The following is a 23027-nucleotide window of genomic DNA, read 5'->3' as shown; positions in this document are numbered from 1 at the left end:
ACTCGTCGGCGGCCCACCCCGAAGTCGTCTTCCTCACATCAGGCAACCATCACGCCCCGTTCACGTTCTCTACCGGTGGACGTCACCCGTCACAGGAGTGCCGTCCTTGCACAGGAACCTCATGGCAGCGCACGTGTGTCCGCTGCGGGTAGCGGACGGAGAAGTGGCGCGTGCCCCTGGGAGCATTCCGGAACACCCCGGTGTCCGGATCATCGAACGATGCCGCGGCGAACCGGCCGGGGCGTGCCTCCGCACCCCGGCGCAGGGCGCTGCTCGGCGCGGGTGTCCTCGCGGCGGCCACCCTCGGCTTCCCCGGCTCCGGGGTCAGCGACTCCCGGACCCGCAGCACCATGCCCGCCCCGGCCTCGGGCGCCCCCGCCGCCGAGTCCGCGCGCCCGCTGCTCCTGCAGGTCCTCGCCCACCCCGACGACGACCTGTACTTCATGAACCCGGACACCCAGCGCGCCCTGGCCGCGAAGGTGCCGGTGGTCTGCGTCTACGTCACCGCGGGCGAGGCGGACGGCGTCAACCGGATACCCGGGCAGCCGCTGCCCGCCGCCGACCGCGAGGCCTACTCCGCCGCCCGCCACCAGGGCCTGCGCCAGGCCTACGCCGCCCTGCTCGGGCTGCCCGTCTTCGCCGCCTGGCGCACCCGGATCACCCAACTCCCCGGCGGGCGCAAGGCGGAGACGGCCACCCTGGAGCACCAGGGCCGCACCGTGGAGCTCGTCTTCCTGAACCTGGCCATGCACACCCTCGGCGGCCACCAGGCCGTACCCGCGCTCTGGCGGGAGCGCGGCCTGCGGCTGCGGACCGCCCTGGCCGCGGGCTCCCCGCTCGGCTCGGTGCAGAGCTACGACGCGGAGGGCCTGCTCAGCGTTCTCGTCGGGCTCTTCGCGCGGTACCGGCCGAGCCTGGTCCAGACCCTCGACCCGGACCCCGACATCCAGCACAGCGACACCCGTACCCGGATCCGCGACAGCGAGCAGCCGGGCTACTCCGACCACGGGGACCACACCGCCGTCGCCCTGTTCACCTGGGCCGCGCTCGCCCGCTGGGCCGACAGCGCGGTCGGCGGGCCGCCCCCCTTCGCGGTGACCGCCTTCCGCGGCTACTACAACAACCACTGGCCGAAGAACCTCCCCGCGCCCGTCCTCGCCGAGAAGGCGGAGCGCCTGGTGCCCTACGGCGCCGCCCCCGACTGGGCCTGCGGAAACCCCTCCGGCTGCGGCGACTACAACGTGGGCGGCGACCGCCCGCTGCGCAACCGCAAGGGCTGGGTCCGCGCCACCCACCACCGGCATCCGGGCCCGCGCCTCGCGCTCGCCCCCGGCGGGAGACGGCTCACCGCCTACGGGGTGCTCGGGATGCGCGCGGTGCGCTGGCAGGAGGGCGCCGAGGGCGAGTTCGGCGCCGCCCAGGACCTCGGCGGCGGACCGCTCGCGCCCGCGGTCGGCTTCGCCGCGCTCGACGACGGGCGGCATCTGCTCTTCGCGCTGCGCTTCTCCGCCCTCGACCCCGGTGGCGGCAACCTGCGCGAGATCGTCCTGCTCGAACAGCGGCGCCCCGGCGGCCCGTTCGCGGCCTGGACCGGGCTCGGCAACCCCGAGTCCGACCCCGAGCGCACCCGCCGCGTCGGCGTCCCGGTGGCGGTCACCGCACCCGACGGGCGCGTCCACCTCTTCGTCCGCGATGCCGACCAGGGCGTCAGCACCCGGGTCCGTACCCCGGACGGCGAGTGGTCGCCCTGGCGCGGACTCGGCGGCGGCCCGGTGCAGGACGGACTGACCGCGACGCTCACCCCCGACGGCGCGATACGGGTCTACGGGGCGGGCCGCGCCGCGGTCCTGCAGTGGTCGCCCGAGGGGTTCCTGCCGCCGCTGGCCGGACCGGTGCCCGCGGGCGGCATCGCCGCGGCGGACGGCCGGCTCCTCTACCGCGCGCCCGCCTCCGAGGAACTCCTCGCCTCCCGCGGCGAGCGCCTCCACTTCCCCGGCTACGGACCGGTCGCGGCCGAGGGCCCGTACGTCCTCGGCCGCGACCTCGGCGGCGCGCTGCGGATGCTCCGCGACGGGCGGCCGGTGCCCGGCGGCCCCGGCGCCGCCGCGCTCGACGGGGCGGCCCTGGTGGCGGACGGCAAGAGTGCCGCGGCGGCGGGCCTGGGCCCCGACGCGCGACCCTGGCTGTGGCGCCCGGGCCGCGGCTGGGACTCCGCCGGGATCTCCGGAGCGGCGGGCACGGCTACCTGACCTGCGGCCACCGACCGGCGGATTGACCTGGGGACACCGGTCGGCGGGAACCCGCGGCCACTGGCCGGCGGACTGACTCGCGGATACCGGTCGATGGGGACCCGCGGCCACCGATCACCGGGCCGACCCGCGGCCGCGCACCTTCGGGCTGACCCGGGGCCGCGGACCTCCGGCCTCACCCGTAACCGGGGCCTGTCCGCCTCACCGCAACCGCGGACCGGTGAACTGACCCGCTGCGACCGCCCGGTGACCCTGCGAAGTAGTCGGCGGTACCGGTTTGCGTGGCGGCGTGGCAGCGGGACCCTGGAGGGGTGACGGTGGCCGCCGTGACCGCGAGGAGGCGTGCGGCCGCCGTGCGGTGAAGCGGCCCGGCGGACGGGAGTCACCCGCCCGGTGACCGGGTCCACAGCTCGCCCGCGGACTCGCCGAGCGAGGCCCGCCCCGACGAGGGGACACGACCAGATGCCGACCTCACGCACCACCGCGGACCCCGGCGCCGCGGGACCCGCCCTCGGCCGGCGCGTGGCCCGGCGGCGCGCGGAACTCGGCCTGAGCACGGAAGAGGCGGCGGACCGCTGCTGCGCAGCCCCCGCCTTCCTCGCCTATGTGGAGGAGGGCCGGGCGGTACCCGGACCGGGCCTGCTGCTCCGGCTCGCCGAGGCCCTGCGGACCACGGTGGCCGAGCTGTCCGAGGAGGGCGCCCCCGCCCTGGTGGACGGCCCGCAGCCGCCCCTGGTGGAGATGGACGAGTCCGAGTGCCGGGAGCTGCTGGCCGGGCACGGGCTCGGCCAGGTCGCCGTCTTCGGCTCCGAGGGCCCCGACATCGTCCCCGTCAACTACCTGCTCGCCGGGGGTGAAGTGGTCTTCCGTACCTCGGCGGGCTCGGTGCCCGCGGCCGCCGCCGGTGCCGATATCGCCCTGGAGGCCGACCACTTCGACGAGGACGGCAAGGGCTGGTGCGTCCTCGTGCAGGGCCCCGCGCGGGCGGTGGTCGGCTACGACGCGGTGCTGCGCTTCGAGGAGCAGGCCGAGCACCTGCCCTGGTCGGGCGGCGCGAGCGGGCTGTGGATCGCGCTCTCCCCGGTCCGGATGACCGGCCGCAAGGCGGCCCCGGCCGCTGCGCCCCCGCCGCGCGCCTGAACACCGGAGCGTCCACCGGTGCGCGCCCCGGCGTGGGCGGACGGGGACGAGGGGAGTGGCGCAGGACGACGTCCGCCCGCGCGCGCCCCGGCGGGGGAGCGGCGCGGAAGAGCGCGCGAGCGGCGCGAGAGGGCGCGGGGATGGCGCCGTTCCCTCCTTCTGCAACGCGTTCTACGGTGGGGGCCGCGATCCGGGACGCCGCCGTGCGGCGGGAGGACCCGGACCGCGAGGACACGCCGCACGCGGCGCCGAGCGGAAGAGGGGCCCATGGACCGAGCGGACGCCGGGCTCTTCGGACCGGCCAGCGTGACCTGGCAGGTGCACAGCGACCCGATGATGTGGATCGCCGGAGTACGGGCCCTGTACCTCCAGGCCCTGCTGCCGCGCGCGGTCCGCGGCGTCACCCAGAACTCCGACTTCCGCCGGGACGCCTGGGGAAGGCTGCTGCGCACCGCCGACTTCGTGGGCACCACCACCTACGGCACCACCGAGAAGGCCGAGCGCGCGGGCGCCCGGGTGCGCAAGATCCATCGCATGCTGCGCGCCACCGACCCGGCCACCGGGGAGAGTTACGGCGTCGACGAGCCCGGACTGCTGCTGTGGGTGCACTGCGCGGAGATCGCCTCCTATCTGGAGATCACCCGCCGCTCCGGCGTCCCGCTCAGCGCCGCCCAGGCCGACCGCTACATCGACGAGAACCGTGCCGCCGCCCGCCTCGTCGGCCTCGACCCCGAGGAAGTTCCGGCCGGACAGCAGGAGTTGGCCGCCTACTTCGTACGGATGCGGCCCCGGCTCGCGGCCGGGGCGGAGGCCCGCGAGGTGGACGACTTCCTGCGCCGCCCGCCGGTGCCCGCGGCCCTGGTCCCCGCCCGGCTCGCGCTGTGGCGGCCGGTGTCCGCGCTCGCCTACGCGGCCCTGCCGCCGTACGCCCACGCCCTGTACGGCCGCCCGGCCCCGGGACCGGCCGCCGTGGACCGGCGGCTGCGCGCCCTCGGGAGGCTGCTGCGCGGCGTACCGGACCAGGTGCGCTGGCAGTTGCCGCCGAAGCACATCCTGCGCGCGGTGGGGCGCCTCGGCCCGGGGACCCGGCCTGCCCCGTTCAAACTGGGGGGATAGGTCGTCATACTGGACGAACCGAGGAGGGCACGGCTTCACGAGTGAGTCCGACAGCTGCCGTCCTCACAGGGACGACAGCACGGCGGACTCACTCACGAGGCGACGGGGGCGACTGCGGGACATGGCGGACACCAGGCTGCTCCAGGGCCGGTACCGGCTGCTCGACCTCATCGGGCGCGGCGGCATGGGCGAGGTGTGGCGGGCCCGGGACGAGTCCCTCGGCCGCCAGGTGGCCGTCAAGTGCCTGAAGCCCACCGGCCCGAAGGCCGACCGCGAACTCGGGCAGGGGCTGCGCGCGCGCTTCCGCCGGGAGGCCCAGGTCGCCGCCGCCCTCCAGCACCACGGGGTCACCGTGGTCCACGACTTCGGCGACGCGGACGGCGTCCTCTTCCTGGTCATGGAGTTGCTCGAAGGGCGCAACCTCAGCCAGCTCCTCGACGACAACGACGGCAGGCCGCTGCCCGTCGGCGAGGTGGAGGAGATCGCCGCCCAGCTCGCCGCCGCCCTCGCGTACACCCATGAACAGAGCGTGGTGCACCGGGACCTGAAGCCCGCCAACATCGTGCGCTGTCTGGACGGCACGGTGAAGATCTGCGACTTCGGCATCGCCAGGCTCGGCCACGACATCGGCTTCACCGCCAAGATCACCGGCACCGGCATCGCCATGGGCACCCCGCACTACATGTCCCCCGAGCAGATCGGCGGCGGCCACCTCGACGAGCGCAGCGACCTCTACTCGCTCGGCTGCGTCCTGTACGAAATCGCCACCGGGGCACCGCCGTTCGACCTCGGGGACACCTGGTCCATCCTCGTCGGCCACCGCGACACCGCCCCCGAGCCGCCCGCCGAGCAGCGCGGCGAACTGCCCGGCTACCTCGACGAGGTCATCCTGACGCTGCTCGCCAAGGAGCCCGAGGACAGGCCCCGTTCGGCCCGCGAACTCGCCGCGCTCATCGGCACCGGCCGCGCCGCGCACACCTCCGCGGCCCCGCCGGGCCGCCCCTCCGCGCGCCCCGGCCTCGCCCCGCCCGGCGGTGAACTCCCGCTCCCCGCCTGGGCGCGGGGCATCACAGCCGGTCCCAAGGCCGCGCCCGCCCCCGCCCCGGACGTGCCGCACCCGGCGCTCACCACCGCCTGGACCCGCGGCTGGCCGCCCGCCCCGTCCCCGCCCGCCCCGGGCCAGGAGCACACCGACCTGGAGGCCCAGTCCGCCGAGGCCCGGCGCCTCTCGGCGGCCGGACGCTGGACCGACGCCTGCGAGGCGCACCGCCGCGTCACCGCGGGCCGCGCCCGGGTCCTCGGCCCGGACCACCCGGACACCCTCACCGCCCGGTACGAACTGGGCTACGCCCTGAGCCGCGCGGGCCGGGACGTGGCGGCACTCCAGGAGTACGAACAGGCCGCCGCCGGGCGCGAACGCGTCCTCGGCGCCCTGCACCCCGACACCCTCGCGGCCCGCCAGGAGACCGCCTACGTCCTCGGCAGGCTCGGCCGCCACGCCGAGGCGCACGGGATGTACGCCGCGGTCCTCGCCGGACGCGAGCACACCCTCGGCCCCGAGCACCCCGACACCCTGCGCTGCCGCCACGACCTCGCCTTCAGCCTGGGCCGCCTCGGCCGCCTGGAGGAGTCCCACCGGGCGGCCGAGGAGGTCGCCGCCGCCCGCGCCCGGGTCCTCGGCCCCGGGCACCGGGACACCCTGGTGACGCGGTACGAGGTGGGCTACGCGCTCGGCCGCCTCGGCAGATGGTCCGAGGCCCTGGAGGTCTACGGGGCGGTGGCCGGGGCCCGCGCCCGGTCCCTCGGCGCCGACCATCCCGACACCCTGGCCGCCCGCTACGAGATGGGGATCAGCCTCGGCAGGCTCGGCCGCAGCGAGGAGGCGCTCCACCTCTACCGCGCCCTGCTCGCGGACCGGGTCCGGCTCGGCGGCCCCGAGGACCTGGAGACCCTGCGGGCCCGGCACGGGCTCGGCGTCAACCTCGGCCGCCTCGGCCGCTGGCCCGAAGCCCTGGTCGAGGCGGAGCAGGTGCTCGCGGGGCGGGAGCGCGTCCTCGGCCCCGACCACCCCGACACCCTCGTCGCCCGCCGGGAGGCCGCCGTCTGCCTCGGCTGGCTCGGCCGCTGGCCCGAGGCGCTGAGCGCCTACCGCGGCGTGGCCGAGACCCGGGAGCGGCTGCTCGGCCCCGGGCACACCGAGGTACTCGCCGCCCGGGAGGACGAGGCCCGCTGCCTGGAGCAGCTCGGCCGGGTCCAGGAGGCCGCCGCCCTGCACCGGCAGGTGGCCGCCCTGCGCGCCCGGTCGGCCTGAGGGGCGCGCCCTGGCCCGCCGCCGCGCCTCGTGCTACCAAGAACCATGCCTGCACGCGATGCCTATGACGCCGTGATCGTCGGCGGTGGCCACAACGGTCTGGTGGCCGCCGCCTATCTGGCCCGCGCCGGACGCTCCGTCCTCGTACTGGAGCGCCTCGGCGCCACCGGCGGCGCCGCCGTCTCCACCCGGCCCTTCGCCGGGGTGGACGCCCGGCTCTCCCGGTACTCGTACCTGGTGAGCCTGCTGCCGCGGAAGATCGTGGACGAGCTGGGCCTGCGGTTCGCGGTGCGCAAGCGCTCCATCTCCTCGTACACCCCCGTCACCCGCGACGGCCGGGCCGGCGGACTGCTCGTCGGGGGAGGGGAGTCGCGTACCCGGGAGTCCTTCGCCCGGCTCACCGGCTCGCAGGCCGAGTACGCCTCCTGGCTGCGCTTCTACGAGACCACCGCGCGGGTGGCCGAACGCGTCTTCCCCACCCTCACCGAGCCGCTGCCGAGCCGGGGCGAGCTGCGCGAGCGGATCGCGGACGAGGCGGCTTGGCGGATGCTCTTCGAGGAGCCCCTCGGGGTCGCCGTCGAGAAGCACTTCGCCGACGACCTGGTACGCGGCGTCGTCCTGACCGACGCCCTCATCGGCACCTTCGCCGACGCCCACGACCCCTCGCTCCAGCAGAACCGCTGCTTCCTCTACCACGTCATCGGCGGCGGCACCGGCGACTGGGACGTCCCGGTGGGCGGCATGGGCGCCCTCACCGACGCGCTCGCCGCCGCCGCGCGCGGGGCGGGCGCCGAGATCGCGACCGGCCACGAGGTCCTGCGCGTCGACAGCGACGGCCGCGCCGCCGAGGTCGCCTACCGCACCGACTCCGCCGAGGGCCGGATCGCCGCCCGGCACGTCCTGGTCAACGCCTCGCCCGAGGCGCTCGCCGGGCTCCTCGGCGAGCAGCCGCCCGCACCGGCCGAAGGCGCCCAGCTCAAGGTCAACATGCTCCTCAAGCGGCTGCCCCGGCTGAAGGACACCTCGGTCGACCCGCGGGAGGCCTTCGCCGGTACCTTCCACATCGCCGAGGGCTACGGCCAGCTCGCGACCGCCCACGCCGAGGCCGCCGCGGGGGGCCTGCCCACCGCCCCGCCCTCGGAGATCTACTGCCACTCGCTGACCGATCCGAGCATCCTGGCGCCCGAGTTGGCGGCGAGCGGCCACCACACGCTCACCCTCTTCGGACTGCACACCCCGGCCCGCCTCTTCCGCGAGGACAACGACGGGCAGCGCGAGCGGCTGCTCACCGCCACCCTCGCCCAGCTCGACGCCCACCTGGCGGAGCCGCTCGCCGACTGCCTGGCCCTCGACGCGGACGGCAGGCCCTGCATCGAGGCGAAGACCCCGCTCGACCTGGAACGCGAACTGCGCCTGCCCGGCGGCAACATCTTCCACCGCGACCTCGCCTTCCCGCACGCCCAGGAGGGCGCGGGCCGCTGGGGCACCGGCACCACCCGGGCCAACGTCCAGCTCTGCGGGGCGGGCGCGGTGCGCGGCGGCGGGGTCAGCGGCATCCCCGGCCACAACGCGGCCATGGCGGTGCTGGAGGACCTCGGCAGCGGCTGAGCCCGGCGGGGCGAGGAGCTCGCTGCCTTGACCCCCCGCCCGGCCGGGGCCAGGATCACGCCATGACGGGTGTACACAGCAGTACGGTCGACGGCCTCCTGAGGCGCAGCGCACGCCGGAACCCGGAGCGCTCCGCCGTCCGCTACGGCGACCGCGACTGGAGCTACGCCGCCCTCGACGAGGCCGTCTCGCGCGCGGCCGCCGTGCTGCGCGCCACCGGAGCGGCGGCCGGGGACCGCGTCGCCGCCTTCGGCCACAACTCCGACGCCTATCTCATCGGCTTCCTCGCCTGCGCCCGCGCCGGGCTCGTCCACGTACCCGTCAACCAGAACCTCACCGGCGAGGACCTCGCCTATCTGGTGCGCCAGTCCGGCAGTTCGCTGGTCCTCACCGACCCGGACCTCGCCGGGAACCTCCCCGAGGGCACCCCCGTCCTGGCGCTGCGCGACAGCGCGGACTCCCTCCTCAGCCGCCTCGCGGAGACCGAGCCGTACGAGGGCCCCGGGCCCGGCGCCGAGGACCTGGCGCAGCTGCTCTACACCTCCGGCACCACGGCGCTGCCCAAGGGCGCGATGATGACGCACCGGGCGCTCGTCCACGCGTACGTGAGCGCGCTGCACGCCCTCGACCTGGCCGAGGACGACCGGCCGGTCCACTCGCTGCCGCTCTACCACTCGGCCCAGATGCACGTCTTCCTGCTGCCCTATCTGGCCGTCGGGGCGAGCAACCTCATCCTGGACTCCCCGGAGCCCGGCCGGATCCTCGACCTGGTCGAACGGGGCGAGGCGGACAGCCTGTTCGCCCCGCCGACCGTATGGATCGGGCTCCTCGACCACCCCGAGTTCGCCCGCCGCGACCTCGGCGGACTGCGCAAGGCCTACTACGGGGCCTCGATCATGCCCGTACCGGTCCTGGAGCGGCTGCGCGAGGGGCTCGGCTCGCCGGACTTCTACAACTGCTTCGGCCAGAGCGAGATCGGCCCGCTCGCCACCGTGCTCGGCCCCGCCGAGCACGCCGAGCGCCCCGCCTCCTGCGGGCGGCCGGTGCTCTTCGTGGAGGCGCGGGTGGTGGACGAGGACGGCGCGGAGGTGCCGCCGGGCACTGCCGGTGAAGTCGTCTACCGCTCACCGCAGTTGTGCGAGGGCTACTGGGACAAGCCGGAGGAGAGCGCGGAGGCCTTCCGGGCCGGGTGGTTCCACTCCGGCGACCTCGCGGTCCGCGACGAGCAGGGCTACCTCACGGTGGTGGACCGGGTGAAGGACGTCATCAACTCCGGTGGCGTCCTGGTCGCCTCGCGGCAGGTCGAGGACGCGCTCTACGGGCACCCGGCGGTCGCCGAGACCGCGGTGATCGGACTGCCCGACCCGCGCTGGATCGAGGCGGTCACCGCCGTGGTCGTCCGCAAGGGCGAGACCACCGAGGCGGAGCTGATCGCCCACGCCCGCGAGCGGCTGCCCTCCTTCAAGGCGCCCAAGTCGGTCGTCTTCGTCGACGAACTCCCGCGCAACGCCAGCGGGAAGATCCTCAAACGCGAACTGCGCGAGACGCTCACCCGGCCCTGAGCGAGCCCGCGGCCGTACGAGGGAACCGCTGATCCCGAGGAGCCGACGCCGAGGAGGGCCGTCGGCTCATACGAGGCGACCGGCGGTCCTCGTCGCCTCGGGATCCCGCCGCCCCTCACCCCTCCCGCAGATCCACGATCCGCCGGATCTTGCCCACCGAGCGCTCCAGGGTCTCCGGGTCCACGATCTCCACCCGCACCGAGACCCCGATGCCGTCCTTGACGGACTGGGCGAGCGAGACCGCCGCGGCCTCCCGCTCCGCCGTGGTCGCTCGAGGCCGGGCCTCCGCCCGTACGGTGAGGGCGTCCATCCGGCCCTCCCGGGTCAGCCGCAGCTGGAAGTGCGGGGCCACCCCGGGTGTGCGCAGCACGATCTCCTCCACCTGGGTGGGGAAGAGGTTCACCCCGCGCAGGATCACCATGTCGTCGCTGCGCCCGGTGATCCGCTCCATGCGCCGGAAGACCCGCGCGGTGCCCGGCAGCAGACGGGTCAGATCGCGGGTGCGGTACCGCACCACCGGCATGGCCTCCTTGGTGAGCGTGGTGAACACCAGCTCGCCCTCCTCCCCGTCCGGCAGCACCTCACCGGTCAGCGGGTCGACGACCTCCGGGTAGAAGTGGTCCTCCCAGATGTGCAGTCCGTCCTTGGTCTCCACGCACTCCTGCGCCACCCCGGGGCCGAGCACCTCGGAGAGCCCGTATATGTCCACCGCGTCGAGGGCGAAGCGCTCCTCGATCTCCTGCCGCATCTGCTCGGTCCAGGGCTCCGCCCCGAAGATGCCGACCTTCAGCGAGGTGCCGCGCGGGTCGATGCCCTGCCGCTCGAACTCGTCGAGGAGGGTGAGCAGATAGGAGGGGGTGACCATGATGACCTCGGGGCGGAAGTCGTTGATCAGCTGCACCTGGCGCGAGGTCATCCCGCCGGAGGCCGGGATCACCGTGCAGCCGAGCCGCTCGGCCCCGTAGTGCGCGCCGAGTCCGCCGGTGAACAGCCCGTATCCGTAGGCCACATGGACCTTGTGCCCCGGCCTGCCGCCCGCGGCGCGGATCGAGCGGGCGACCAGGTCGGCCCAGAGGGAGAGGTCCCGGTCGGAGTAGCCGACGACGGTCGGGCGGCCCGTGGTCCCGCTGGAGGCGTGCAGGCGCCGCACCTGCGACTGCGGTACGGCGAACATCCCGAAGGGGTAGTTGTCGCGCAGATCCGCCTTGGTGGTGAAGGGGAACCGCGCCAGATCGGCCGGCGAGCGGCAGTCCTCGGGCCGCAGTCCCGCCGCGTCGAAGGCCTTCCGGTAGAAGGGCACCTGCGTATAGGCGTGCCGGAGCGTGGTGCGCAGCCGCTCCAACTGCACCGCGCGCAGTGCCTCCGGGCCGAGCCGCTCCCCGGCGTCCAGCAACTCCGTCGCGTCCGACTCCATCGCCATTCCCCTCGCCACCTGCGCCGAAGCCGCCACCGATCATTCGGTCGCTCCTCGTGGATCAGTAATCCAGGGGGTGCGCCGGTCGTCAAGACGTACGACGGGAACGGGGGTGCCGATCGCCTTGCCCGAACCCCTGACCGGCGCCCGCCCGGGTGGCTAGGCTGGCGCGCGGACGACGAACGTCAGGAGCAGAACGTGTCCGAGAGCACCACCAAGCACGCCCCGCTCGGCGGCTGGAACAAGCCCGAACTCGATCTGAGCGGTGCCCGCTGGCGGTCCAGCAGCAGCGGCCGGGGCGATGTCGAGATCGCCTTCGTCGAGGGCTTCATCGCCATGCGCAACAGCACCCGCCCCGAGAGCCCCTCCCTGATCTTCACCCCCGACGAGTGGGGAGCCTTCGTACTCGGCGCCCGCGAGGGCGAGTTCGACCTGACCTGAGCCGCGGGGCCGCAGCCGTCCCCCTCCAGGCGTTCGCGGGCTGCCCCGGCCGCCGTACCCCGCGCCGTCCGTGCCGGTCGGGCACGTACCATGTCGGCATGTCCTTCCTCCGCCGCCGCAGCGCCGCCAACCCCGCCGGGCCGGATTTCGACGTTCTGGCCATGGACCCGGGGGACTGGCCTGGCAACCTCGGCGCGGGACTGCTGCCCGCGCCGGACGGCAGCTGCCAGGGCGTCTTCCTGCGGTACGACCTGTTCGGCGGCCGGGGCCCGGCGATGATCATCGGGAATCTGCCGCCGGGTTCGCCCGCGCGGGAGATCGAGGAGGGGCAGGTGCCGTTCGAGGTGGCGCAGCTGCTGCTCGCCCTCGAACACGAGGAGGAGGTGACCGTCGTCGGGCAGGAGGACGTGCCGGTCATGCAGGGGGACAACCTGCTCATCGTGCGGCGCGTGAAGCTCTCCGAGAGCCGCGTCTCCTGTGTGCAGTTCGACCGCAGCGACGATGTCCTGGTGACCATCGCCTCCTGGGACCGGCCGATCTCCGACGATCTCTACGCCCTCCTCAAGCCGCTGCCCGCCGAGCTGTTCCAGCAGGGCTGAGCCCGCGGCCGTACGGCCGCTGCCGCCCCTGGACAGACATACGTCGGGTCCGGGCCCGCCCCCACGCGGGTCCGGACCCGACGAGTCCGAGTGCGCTGCCGCCCGCTAGTGGCCGGAGCGCTTCAGGTCGACATCCGCGGCGCGTACGTAGGCGATGCGGTGGCCGAACTGGATCTCGTAGTAGACGTCCTTGCCGCGGACGACCTTGTGCGGCGCGGTGTCGAAGGTCGGCGCGTAGAAGTACTCGCCGGGGACCCGGTCACCCGTGACATAGCGCTGGCCCGCGAGGAGCTTGTACGGCAGCGGGGAGACCTCCTGCACCGGGACGCCCTCGGGGTAGGCCGCCTTCTCGGGGTAGGCCCTGCCGTAGACCGGCACCTCGGCCTTGCCCGCCTTGGGGGTGATCACGGAGCCGGAGCCGAACACCGCGGTGGGCGCCTTGGCCGGGTTCTTGAACCAGGCCTTCTGACCGAGGTACCAGACCGCGGTCCAGTCGCCCTTCTTGCCGGCCAGGGCGTACTGCTGCCCGGCGGACAGGCGCGAGCCCAGGTCGTTGACGTCGATCGTGGAGTCCTCGCCGCCGGGGCGCAGACCGATGTCCTTGATCAGCGGGGCGTCCTCGCTCGGCTCGGTGTAGACGCGCACCGCGCTGGACCCGTGCGGGGCGCAGGCCTCGCCGGCCTTGGTGCAGCCGGTGAACGCGGGCTTGTTCTTCGCGTACTCGGGGGCGACGGTGACCAGTTCGCCCTGGGCGGCACCCCGGTGCGGCAGCGGCTTGCCGAGCAGCGAGAAGTAGTGCTGCCAGTTCCAGTACGGGCCGGGGTCGGTGTGCATGCCCGGGATCGTGGAGGTGGTGGTGCCGGGCACGGTGTCGTGGCCGAGGATGTGCTGCCGGTCGAGCGGGATGTCGAACTTCTGCGCCAGGTACTTCACCAGGCGCGCCGAGGTGCGGTACATCGCCTCCGTGTACCAGGCGTCCGGGGAGGCGAGGAAGCCCTCGTGCTCCAGGCCCACCGACTTGGAGTTGATGTACCAGTTGCCCGCGTGCCAGCCGACGTCCTTGGTCTTCACGTGCTGGGCGATGTGCCCGTCGGTGGAGCGCAGCGTGTAGTGCCAGGAGACGTACGTCGGGTCCTGCACCAGCTTCAGGGTGGTGTCCCAGGAGCCCTCGGTGTCGTGGACGACGATGTAGTCGATGCCCTGGTCCTTCGGGCGGTCCGCGAGGTCGTGGTTGCCGTAGTCCTCGTCGCCGAACTCCTCGTAGGGCGCCGGGATCCACTCGCAGGAGACCGTCGCCGGGCACTCGGTGCCCTTGGCCGCGGCGCGCCGCAGCCCCATCCGCCGCGCCTCGGAGGCCTTCGGCTCCAGACCGGGCACGGCGGCCAGGCGCAGGCGCTGGCCGGTGTCGTTGGTGCGCTGCTGCCCGTCGCGGATCACGGCGAAGACGTCGTTGGCGTAGGCGGCGGCGGTGGCGCTGTCCTCGGCGCCGGAGAACCGGCCGACGGCGGCGTACCAGTCGGCGGGCCGGTCGCTGAGCGGCTTGCCGAGCCGCTTCTGCTCGGCGGCGAGGAGGGCCGCGCCGCCGCGGATGTTCGCCGCCGGGTCGCCGCGCAGCGCGGCCGGCTTCAGGCCGGTCAGCTCGGCCGCCCTGGTCAGGGTGGTGAGCCGGGCGGGCAGCTCGGCCGTGTCCGGGACCGGCGCGCTCGGCCGCAGGGCGCGGCGGGAGCTGTCGCCGCGCGGGTCCTCGCCGCCCTCGCTGTGGTGCGGCGCGTGCTTCAGGGCGGTGCGCGCGTCGGTGAGGTGCATGGGTCCGTAGCCGCCGGAGACGCTGGGGGCGCCGTTGTGGCTGTCCCAGCGGGACTGGAGGTAGGAGACGCCGAGCAGCACGCTCTGCGGTACGTGGTAGGCCCCGGCGGCGGAACTGAAGGCCCGCTGGAGGCGGTCCGGTGCCGCGGTCTCCTCGGCACCCGAGGGGGCGGCGCCGAAGAGCGGGAGCAGCAGAGCGGCCGCGGCGGCGGCGCCGAGGGCGGAGTGCAGGCGTCGCGGTCTCGGGGTGGCGCGATCTGTGGCGGGTCCTCGCAAGGAAGCCTCCTGGGACGGTACGGCGCGTGGGGCGAGCGGGCCGAGTGTGCGTCAGTGGTACCCGCTTGCCGACGATCCGTCAATCATGCCCAGCCACCGGAATTTGCGCATGTCAGCGCTGTGAAGACCGGGTTTCGCCGCAAAGGCGACACCGCCTGCGCCGCTTCAGTGGACTGGACCAATGTGCCCTGGCGGGAGGCGAGTTGGAAGAGGGTTTCCGCGGTGGCCGGATTTCGCCGTCGCCACCTGTTCGGGGGCGGGCCGCCGGGGTGCGCGCGGACAGGCGGCGGCACGGCCGGGCAGCGCGCGGGCGTACCGCCGAGGGGAGGCGGCGGCGCTCCGCCCGCGGAGCTGGTCGGGGCGCGGTGGTCGAGGGGCGTGGTCCCGCCGCGGATGCCGCGGAGGGCCTGCTGGGTTCAGGCGCCCAGCAGGCCCTTCGCGACACGTGGTCAGCGGGTGCCCACCGCGGCCCGTACCGCCTTGCGCGCCAGGTTGGCGTCCTCGTGCAACCGGCGGAGCAGCAGCCGGTGCTCCTCGCCCGCGGAGGCGCCGGACTCGCGCAGGGCCCGCTGGGCGGCGGCCTCGTAGAGACGGATCTCCCTGGTGAGGACCAGCATCAGATTGACCAGGAAGGCGTCCCGGGCGGCGGGGCCCTCCCGGTGGGCGAGCCGGCTGATGCGGCGGCGCGCCATGGGGGCGTCGCCGAGCACCGCCCACAGGGTGGCCAGGTCGTAGCCCGGCAGATACCAGCCCGCGCGCTCCCAGTCGACGAGCACCGGCCCGCCGGGGGAGAGCAGCACATTCGGCAGCAGGGCGTCGCCGTGGCAGAACTGGAAGCCGCCGAAGCGCCCCGCGGACTGCGCGAAGCCGTGCAGCAGCTTCTGCAGATCGTCCAGGTCGCGGTCGGTCAGCAGGCCCCGCTCGTGGTCGCGGGCCATCAGTTCGGTGTAGTCGAGGGGCCTGCCGAAGCACTCCTCGGGCGGCGTCCACCGGTTGAGGAGGTACAGGGCGTCGAGCACGGCACGGACGTCCGCGCGCGGCGGCGCCTCCACCGGGTGCCGCTGGGCCGCCGCCATCCGTCCGGGCAGCCGCTCGACGACCAGGGTCCCGCTGTCCGGGTCGGCGGCGATGAGCCGGGGCGCGCGTACCGGCGGCCGGTGCCGGACGAAGGCGCGGTAGGCAGCTATTTCGTGCTGCATCCGCTCCATGGAGCGCGCGGAGGTGTCGATCAGGACCTTGGCGACCGCGGTGCTGCGGCCGGTGGTGCCCACCAGGAGCACGGAGCGCTGGCTGCGCCGCAGCAGCTGCACCGGGTTGAACTCGGGGCAGATGCGGTGCACCGAGACCAGGGCGCCGCGCAGCTGCGCGCCCTGCTGCCCGGAGAGGTCGAGTCTTCCGCTCAGCGCGGGCGTACCGCGGGCGCCTAAGCGGGTCTGGCCGCCCACACGGGGGGAGGGGGAGGCGACGGGCCGCGCCGGATCCGGATAGGGACCGCCGGACGGCGGCCGGAGCCGCGCGGGCCGGGGCGGGGCGGACACGGAGGACGATGCTGTGTACATGGTCGGTACAGATCCCTTCGTGTGCCAGTGAGACGGCGCCACCCGCCCGGTGGCCTCCGGTGCACCCTGGGGAGAGCTCCCTCGGTCACCGGGGCGGGGTGGCGCACCTCTACCAGACACCGGTGGCCCACTGGCACACCATCTGGCGGACCCTGGCGAACCCTGGCGAATAGTCGCTCCGCAACTGACAGCTGGGTACTGTCAACTCAGCCGAGAACCTGGGGGCTTGACGTGAGCGGCGCACCCAACACCCGCCTTTCGGACCTGTTCGGCCTGACCGGCTGGTCCAAGGGCGAGCTCGCGAGACTCGTGAACCGGCAGGCGGCGGCCATGGGCCATCCGCAACTGGCCACGGACACCTCGCGGGTGCGGCGCTGGATCGACAGGGGAGAGATCCCGCGCGATCCGGTGCCGAGGGTGCTGGCGGCGCTGTTCACCGAGCGACTCGGCCGTGTCGTGACCATCGAGGATCTCGGACTGGTCCGCCACGGGCGTGCGGGGAAACGGCTCGTCGGCGGGAGCGAGCAGCATCCCGACGGAGTGCCTTGGGCGCCTGAGCGGACTGCCGCGGTCCTCACCGAATTCACGGGAATGGACCTCATGCTCAACCGACGCGGCTTGGTGGGCGCGGGTGCCGCGCTCGCCGCGGGATCCGCACTCAGCAGCGCCATGCACGACTGGCTGCGCACCGATCCGGCCCTCGCGGCTGCCACCCCCACGACCGACAACCCCCTGCACGCAGAACCCGCCGGGTTCGACCGATACGAAGCCGCCCCCATCGGCTCCCAGGAGATCGAGGAACTGGAACGCTCGGTGGAGGTGTTCCGCGCCTGGGACGCCGCCCGCGGCGGCGGACTCCAGCGCAAGGCGGTGGTCGGCCAGCTCAACGAGGTGGGCGGCATGCTCAGTTACCGCCACCCCGACCATCTCCACCGGCGCCTGTGGGGCGTCGCCGCCAACCTCGCCGTACTGGCCGGGTGGATGTCGCACGACGTGGGCCTCGAACCCACCGCCCAGAAGTACTTCGTGATCGCCGCGCACGCGGCCCGGGAGGGCGGCGACCGGCCCCGCGCCGGTGAGGCCCTCTCGCGGGCCGCACGGCAGATGGTGCACCTGGGCCGGCCCGACGACGCCCTGGACCTGATGAAGCTCGCCAAGTCGGGCTCCGGGGACCAGACCCTGCCGCGCACCCGGGCGATGCTCTTCACCATCGAGGCCTGGGCGCAGGCCTCGATGGGCCAGGGGCAGGCCATGCGGCGCACCCTCGGCGCGGCGGAGGACCTCTTCGTCTCGGACAAGGGCGATGTGCCGCCGCCCAGTTGGATGCAGATGTTCGACGAGGCGGACCTGCACGGCATGCAGGCGCTCGCGTACCGCACCCTCGCCGAGCACGATCCCTCGGCGGCGAGCACGGCCCAGCGCCACGCCAAGGAGGCGATCGAACTGCGCGCCCAGGGGCGGCAGCGCTCGCAGATCTTCGACTACCTCTCACTGGCCTCGGCGTGCTTCCTCGCCGACGACCCGGAGCAGGCGGACCGCTACGCGCGGCTCGCGCTGGTCTCCATGGGCTCCAACTCCTCGCACCGGACCTGGGACCGGCTGCGCGAGATGTACCGGCTCACCGGCCAGTACGCGGGGTACCCCCGGATCGAGGAGCTGCGCAGCGAGATCCAGCTGGCGATGCCGAAGCAGGTCGGCAAGAGCACCGGAAAGGGGAAGGGCAAGGGCGGCCGCCTGGTCTGAACACACCCTCGCCGGCACGCCTCGCCGCTCACCCGCCCGGACACCGGCACCGGACGCCGGTCACCCCTGCCCGGACACCGGCTCCGTACGCCGACGCCGTACGCCCGGTCAGCGGGGAAGCCGCGCGACGAGCACGCAGGCGTCGTCCTCGCGCTCGATCTCGCCGAACTCCTCGACGATCGTGCGCACGCAGGCCTGCGCGGAGCGGGCCCCGGCCAGCCGCGGGGCCAGCGCGAGCAGCCGCTCCTGGGCGGCGGCCCCGGCACGCCGCGGGACCAGCCCGTCGGTGTGCAGCAGGAGTACGTCCCCGGGCAGCAGCCGCTCGGTGCGCTGCTCGTACACGGCGCCCGAGGTGGCGCCGAGCAGCACACCCTCCGGAGGGGGGAGGGCGCGCCCCGCCCCGTCGCGGAACAGCAGCGGGGCGGGGTGTCCGGCCTGCGCCCAGTCGATGCTCCCGGCGGCGGGGTCGAAGCGGCAGCACACGGCGCTGCCGAGCGCGGGCTGCACGGAGGAGTCCATGAGCTGGTTGAGCCAGCCGAGCAGGCTGCCCGGCTCGGTGCCGGCCACCGCCATGCCGCGCAGGGCGCCGAGGAGCATCGCCATGCCCGAGGTCACGGTGACGCCGTGCCCGGTCAGGTCGCCGACGCTCAGCAGGCTGCGGCCGTCCGGCAGCGGCAGCGCGTCGTACCAGTCGCCGCCGATGAGCGAGGCGGTCGCGGAGGGGAGGTAGCGGGCCGCCAGGTCGAGGGAGCCGCTGCCGTGTGCGCCGCCGAGCGAGCCCCGCCAGGGCGGCAGCACCGACTCCTGGAGCTCCACCGCGAGGCGGTGCTCGGTCTGGGCGAGGTGCAGCCGCCGCTCCAGGAAGCCGCGGCTGTCGTCCAGGGCGCGCTCGCTGCGCCGCAGTTCGCTCACATCGCGCAGCACCGCCCACATCGATCCGGTGCCGCCGTCCTGGTCGAGCACCGGCTCGGCCATCATGTGCACCGTGCGCACGGCGCCGCCTCGGTGCAGCACGCGGAACTCGCCGTCGATCGGCTTCGCCTCGACCAGGCAGTCCGTGAGCAGGGCCGTGAGCATCGCCCGGTCGTCCTCGTGCGCCAGCGCGGGCAGTTCGTCCAGGGTCAGCGGGGCGGCGGCGGGGGAGCGGCCGAGGATCTCGTACAGCTCGCCCGACCAGTTCACCTCGCCGGTGAGCAGATTCCACTCCGCGCTGCCGACCCGGCTGAACAGCGGGGCGGGGGCGGGGGCATCGGCCCGGCGGCGCTGTGCGGGCACCTGCTCGGGCCCGGTCGGCGGGGCGGGTCCGTCGCGCAGTTGCGCCAGGTGTTCGTCCAGTGCGTCAAGGTGGCGCACCGCCAGGTCGAACAGGGCCCGCTGCCAACGCCCCCGCGGATCCCCGCCCTCGGGCGTCCCGCGCCGCACCGCCACCACCTCGCCGCGCAGACCGCGGGTCCGGCTGATGAGGGCGTCGACCGCCTCACGGCCGGGCGGCGGTCCGCCGGGGCGGTCCGGCGAGAGGGGGGAGGGCATGCACACTCCGGGGCGGGCTACGGAACGGTACGTCCTGTTCTGTCAGAACGATCGGTTACGACTCTGACACAGTCGGCGACCACACGTAAGGGCTTTGGCAACACCCGATTCGGTGGTGCTCAGGGCATATGACCCCGGCCCGGCGAGGGCGCGTCTACGAGGCCGGGCCGCCGTCGGGATGCCGGGGCGCGGTGCCGGGCGGGACCGGCCCGGAGCCCGCCGGATCCGTCCCGCCGCCGGTGCCCGTGTCCGGTGCCGCGGTTGCGTCCGGGCGCTCGGGCGGGGCCGGGATGGCGCCGGGCGCCTCGGGCAGGGGCATGTCCGGGAGCGGCACATCCGGGAGCGCGACCTCCGGGAAGGGCGGCGGCGGGCCCTCGGACGCGGTGGGCGGGACGGTGTCCGGGGCGGCCGGTGGGGCGCCGTCCGGTGCCGGGCCGGGGCTCGCGGTGGCACCGGCGGGTGCTTCGGGCCCCGGGGCGGTGTTCTGCTGGGCGCGCTCCAGGAAGCGCAGCAGCTCCACCGGGAAGGGGAGGACCAGGGTGGAGTTCTTCTCCGCCGCGACCGCCACGACGGTCTGGAGCAGCCGCAGTTGGAGGGCGGCCGGCTGCTGGGACATCACGGAGGCCGCCTCGGCGAGCTTCTTGGAGGCCTGCAGCTCGGCGTCGGCGTTGATGACGCGGGCCCTGCGCTCCCGGTCGGCCTCCGCCTGGCGGGCCATCGAGCGCTTCATGGTGTCGGGCAGCGAGACGTCCTTGATCTCCACCCGGTCGATCTGCACCCCCCAGCCGACGGCCGGGCTGTCGATCATCAGCTCCAGGCCCTGGTTCAGCTTCTCGCGGTCGGAGAGGAGGTCGTCGAGATCGCTCTTGCCGATGATGGACCGCAGGGAGGTCTGCGCCATCTGCGAGACCGCGAACCGGTAGTCCTCGACCTGGACGATGGCGTTCGCCGCGTCCACCACCCGGAAGTAGACGACCGCGTCGACCCGGACCGTGACGTTGTCCCGGGTGATGCCCTCCTGTGCGGGCACCGGCATCGTCACGATCTGCATGTTCACCTTGCGCAGCCGGTCGAAGCCGGGGACGACCATCGTGAAGCCGGGGCCGCGGGCCCCGCCGCTGAGCCGCCCGAGCCGGAAGACGATGCCGCGCTCGTACTGCTTCACCACGCGTGCGGCAGCCGCCGTGTACAGGGCGCCCGCGGTGACCAGGCCTGCCCCTGCTGCCAGAAGTTCTTCGAGCATCTTGGCCCCCTGACGCCTCGTACGCCCGTAATGCCATGGTAGGCCGCTTTCGCCCGGTGGCCAGAGGTCGCGTACGGACCGGTACGCAGCGTCAGGAGGGCCGGGTCCGGGCTGTTGCGGATCGGCGGCGCAGGAGGACCATGGGAGGCACGCGGGCGGTGCCCGCAGCAGGCGGGACACCGGCCGTACCGGTTCCGGGGGTCGCGCGTGCGGCCGCCCGCCGCCCCGGAGGGAGGTCTTCGTGAACGGCGACAACGCCCGTGGCGACGACGTCTACCAGCCGGACGGCTCCGAGGTCCAGGACGACGAAGGCCTCCTGGAGGCCGACGACACCCTGATCGTCGACGAGGTCGCCGATCCGCTCGACGAGGGGTACTCGCCGCCCGAGCGGGCGCTCGGCGTGGAGAGCGTGGGTGTGACGGCCGCCGAGCAGATGCGCGGGGAGTCCCTGGAGGAGCGCCTCGCCGAGGAACTGCCCGATGTGCAGGTGCCGGACGGCCGGGCCTACCGGGACCTCGACGACGACGAGTTCGGCGACGGAGAGGTCGGCGCCGCACGGGCGGGCCGGCTGGTCGCCCCGGACGAGGGCGCCCACGGGAACGTGGAGGGGGATCTGCTCGCCGCGGACGTCGGCATCGACGGTGCGGCCGCCTCGGCGGAGGAGGCGGCGATGCACGTGGTCGACGAGGGCGAGGGGCCCACGTCCTTCGCCTGAGGGCTGCTGGCCCTGCGTCCGTCGCTGCCGCTGTCGCTGCCGCTGTCCCGCCGGGTTCGTCGTTCCGCGCGCGGTCGCCCGGTTTCCTTCCCCCGCCTCGCCGCTTTCGGTGCCTCCCTCTTCGGTGCTTCCCTCTTCGGAGCCTCCGGGCGGTTCCCGGCCCGCTCGGCGCTCCGGCCTGACACCGCGGTCTGCGCCGCGCCACCGAGCTCGCCGACGGAACCCGACGGACCCCGGCCCCTCACTCCACTGCCCGGCACGCCGGACGGAATGTCGTATTTATCTATTTATGTGATTTATGGTCTGGCATGTCAGTCGCCGAGTCACAACGTGCTGTGGTGCGGCACGGGTTGGGATGCCAGTGAGCGAGATCAGCCGTAGAGGCGCAGTGGGAATGGGGCTGGGACTGGGAGCCGCCGCCGCGGGTCTTGCCGGGTGCGGCACCGTGAGCCGCCCGGGCGAGCACGGGCCCGCCGGGCCGGAACGCAAGGCCGCGCCGGGCGCCGACTCCGCGCGCCGGAGCGCGCCGCGGCTCATCGGGGACGGCTCGACCGCGTACACCGGCAGGCAGCCGAACCAGCCCGACGAGCCCGTACGGCTCGAACCGGGCGAGACGCCACCGCAGTTCGTGGTCTTCTCCTGGGACGGCGCGGGCGAGGTCGGCAACGGGCTCTTCCCCCGCTTCCTGGAGCTCGCCGAGGAGCACGGCGCGCACATGACCTTCTTCCTCTCCGGGGTGTACCTGCTCCCGGAGTCCAAGCGCCGCCTGTACCGGCCGCCGAACAACACGGTCGGCGCCTCGGACATCGGCTACCTCTCCGATCCGCACCTCAAGGAGACGCTGCGGTACGTGCGCCAGGCCTGGCTCAACGGCCATGAGATCGGCACTCACTTCAACGGCCACTTCTGCGGCGGCAGCGGCAGCGTGGAGCACTGGACGCCCGCGCAGTGGCGCAGCGAGATCGAGCAGGCCAGGGAGTTCATCAAGACCTGGCGGACGAACACCGGCTGGGCCGACGACGACCCGCTGCCCTTCGACTACGACAAGGAACTGGTCGGCGGCCGCACCCCCTGCCTGCTCGGCCAGGGCAATCTGCTGCCCACCGCCCGCGAGATGGGCTGGCGCTACGACGCCTCCTCGCCCGGCGGCGTACAGCGCTGGCCGCGCAAGAAGCAGGGGCTGTGGGACCTGCCGCTCCAGGGGATCCCCTTCCCCGGGCACAGCTTCGAGGTCCTGTCGATGGACTACAACATCCTCGCCAACCAGTCGCTCAACAGCACCCGGGCCCCCTCGTACAACTACCCGGCCTGGCGCACCCAGGCGACCGGGGCCTATCTCGCGGGCTTCCGCCGGGCCTACGAGACCAACCGGGCGCCGCTGTTCATCGGCAACCACTTCGAGGAGTGGAACGGCGGGATCTACATGGACGCCGTCGAGGAGACGCTGAAGCGGGTCGCGGACGAGAAGGAGGTGCGGCTGGTGTCGTTCCGTCAGTTCGTGGACTGGCTGGACGCGCAGGACCCGGCCGTCCTCGACCGGCTGCAGAGCCTGGAGATCGGCGAGCGGCCCGCGGGCGGCTGGAGGAAGTACCTCGCCGCGGCGGGCAAGGGCGCGGCCGCCGCCTCCTGAGCGGCCGCGGCGGGGCCCGGCGCGGCTTGCCGCGCGCCGGGCCCCTCGCACAAGGCCCGCAAGGCCCGCAAGGCCCGCAAGGCCC

General features: G+C 74.3%; 16 protein-coding genes. 11 read left to right on the top strand and 5 right to left on the bottom strand.

The window, feature by feature from the left end; all coding sequences use genetic code 11:
* The first annotated feature begins 200 nt into the window (after positions 1-200).
* From MID12_RS00700 to MID12_RS00675, 6 genes are all read left to right on the top strand, one after another.
* Positions 201-2249, top strand: a complete 2049-nt coding sequence (locus MID12_RS00700) for a PIG-L family deacetylase (protein ID WP_263164156.1) — start codon at positions 201-203, stop codon at positions 2247-2249.
* Positions 2250-2711: 462 nt separating this feature from the next.
* Positions 2712-3389, top strand: coding sequence for a pyridoxamine 5'-phosphate oxidase family protein (locus MID12_RS00695; protein WP_040246076.1), 678 nt, complete (start codon positions 2712-2714; stop codon positions 3387-3389).
* A 267-nt stretch (positions 3390-3656) separates the two neighbouring features.
* On the top strand, positions 3657-4505 hold the full coding sequence (locus tag MID12_RS00690; RefSeq protein ID WP_263164155.1) for an oxygenase MpaB family protein: 849 nt from the start codon (positions 3657-3659) through the stop codon (positions 4503-4505).
* 121 nt (positions 4506-4626) lie between these two features.
* Positions 4627-6816: a serine/threonine-protein kinase gene (locus MID12_RS00685; RefSeq protein ID WP_263164154.1), complete on the top strand. Its 2190-nt coding sequence runs from the start codon at positions 4627-4629 to the stop codon at positions 6814-6816.
* 45 nt (positions 6817-6861) lie between these two features.
* Positions 6862-8424, top strand: a complete 1563-nt coding sequence (locus MID12_RS00680) for a phytoene desaturase family protein (protein ID WP_263164152.1) — start codon at positions 6862-6864, stop codon at positions 8422-8424.
* A gap of 62 nt (positions 8425-8486) precedes the next feature.
* A complete protein-coding gene (locus MID12_RS00675; RefSeq protein WP_263164150.1) occupies positions 8487-9986 on the top strand; it encodes an acyl-CoA synthetase in 1500 nt (499 codons plus the stop codon).
* A gap of 115 nt (positions 9987-10101) precedes the next feature.
* On the opposite strand, the gene paaK is transcribed toward MID12_RS00675, so the two are convergent.
* The gene (gene paaK / locus MID12_RS00670) at positions 10102-11406 is read right to left on the bottom strand and encodes a phenylacetate--CoA ligase PaaK (RefSeq protein ID WP_237282635.1); all 1305 of its coding nucleotides are present in this window, start codon (positions 11404-11406) and stop codon (positions 10102-10104) included.
* A 192-nt stretch (positions 11407-11598) separates the two neighbouring features.
* Here paaK and MID12_RS00665 point away from each other — a divergent pair, with 192 nt between their 5' ends.
* Positions 11599-11841 carry a DUF397 domain-containing protein gene (locus tag MID12_RS00665; protein ID WP_040246071.1) on the top strand — a complete coding sequence of 81 codons (243 nt, stop codon included), beginning with the start codon at positions 11599-11601 and terminating at the stop codon, positions 11839-11841.
* Between the two features lie 98 nt (positions 11842-11939).
* Positions 11940-12440, top strand: a complete 501-nt coding sequence (locus MID12_RS00660) for a hypothetical protein (RefSeq protein ID WP_040246070.1) — start codon at positions 11940-11942, stop codon at positions 12438-12440.
* A 105-nt stretch (positions 12441-12545) separates the two neighbouring features.
* Here the strand turns inward: MID12_RS00660 and MID12_RS00655 are convergent, their stop codons facing one another.
* Positions 12546-14522: an N-acetylmuramoyl-L-alanine amidase gene (locus tag MID12_RS00655; RefSeq protein WP_263164147.1), complete on the bottom strand. Its 1977-nt coding sequence runs from the start codon at positions 14520-14522 to the stop codon at positions 12546-12548.
* Between the two features lie 449 nt (positions 14523-14971).
* Positions 14972-16081: an aminoglycoside phosphotransferase family protein gene (locus tag MID12_RS00650; RefSeq protein WP_040246068.1), complete on the bottom strand. Its 1110-nt coding sequence runs from the start codon at positions 16079-16081 to the stop codon at positions 14972-14974.
* Between the two features lie 231 nt (positions 16082-16312).
* On the opposite strand from MID12_RS00650, the gene MID12_RS00645 reads away from it, so the two are divergent.
* A complete protein-coding gene (locus MID12_RS00645) occupies positions 16313-17824 on the top strand; it encodes a hypothetical protein (RefSeq protein WP_040246067.1) in 1512 nt (503 codons plus the stop codon).
* Positions 17825-17932: 108 nt separating this feature from the next.
* Here the strand turns inward: MID12_RS00645 and MID12_RS00640 are convergent, their stop codons facing one another.
* Positions 17933-19354: a PP2C family protein-serine/threonine phosphatase gene (locus tag MID12_RS00640; protein WP_040246066.1), complete on the bottom strand. Its 1422-nt coding sequence runs from the start codon at positions 19352-19354 to the stop codon at positions 17933-17935.
* A 154-nt stretch (positions 19355-19508) separates the two neighbouring features.
* Positions 19509-20597 (bottom strand): slipin family protein, encoded by a 1089-nt coding sequence (locus MID12_RS00635; protein ID WP_263164142.1) that lies wholly within the window; start codon positions 20595-20597, stop codon positions 19509-19511.
* 241 nt (positions 20598-20838) lie between these two features.
* Here MID12_RS00635 and MID12_RS00630 point away from each other — a divergent pair, with 241 nt between their 5' ends.
* Entirely contained in the window at positions 20839-21312 is a 474-nt protein-coding gene (locus MID12_RS00630) for a DUF5709 domain-containing protein (RefSeq protein WP_263164139.1), read from the top strand.
* A 394-nt stretch (positions 21313-21706) separates the two neighbouring features.
* The gene (locus MID12_RS00625) at positions 21707-22942 is read left to right on the top strand and encodes a hypothetical protein (protein WP_411576890.1); all 1236 of its coding nucleotides are present in this window, start codon (positions 21707-21709) and stop codon (positions 22940-22942) included.
* The last annotated feature ends 85 nt before the right edge of the window (positions 22943-23027 follow it).

This window comes from Streptomyces sp. SCSIO ZS0520 (assembly GCF_025643355.1).
Taxonomy (GTDB): domain Bacteria; phylum Actinomycetota; class Actinomycetes; order Streptomycetales; family Streptomycetaceae; genus Streptomyces; species Streptomyces physcomitrii.
This window is presented reverse-complemented; position numbering and strand designations above follow the sequence as displayed.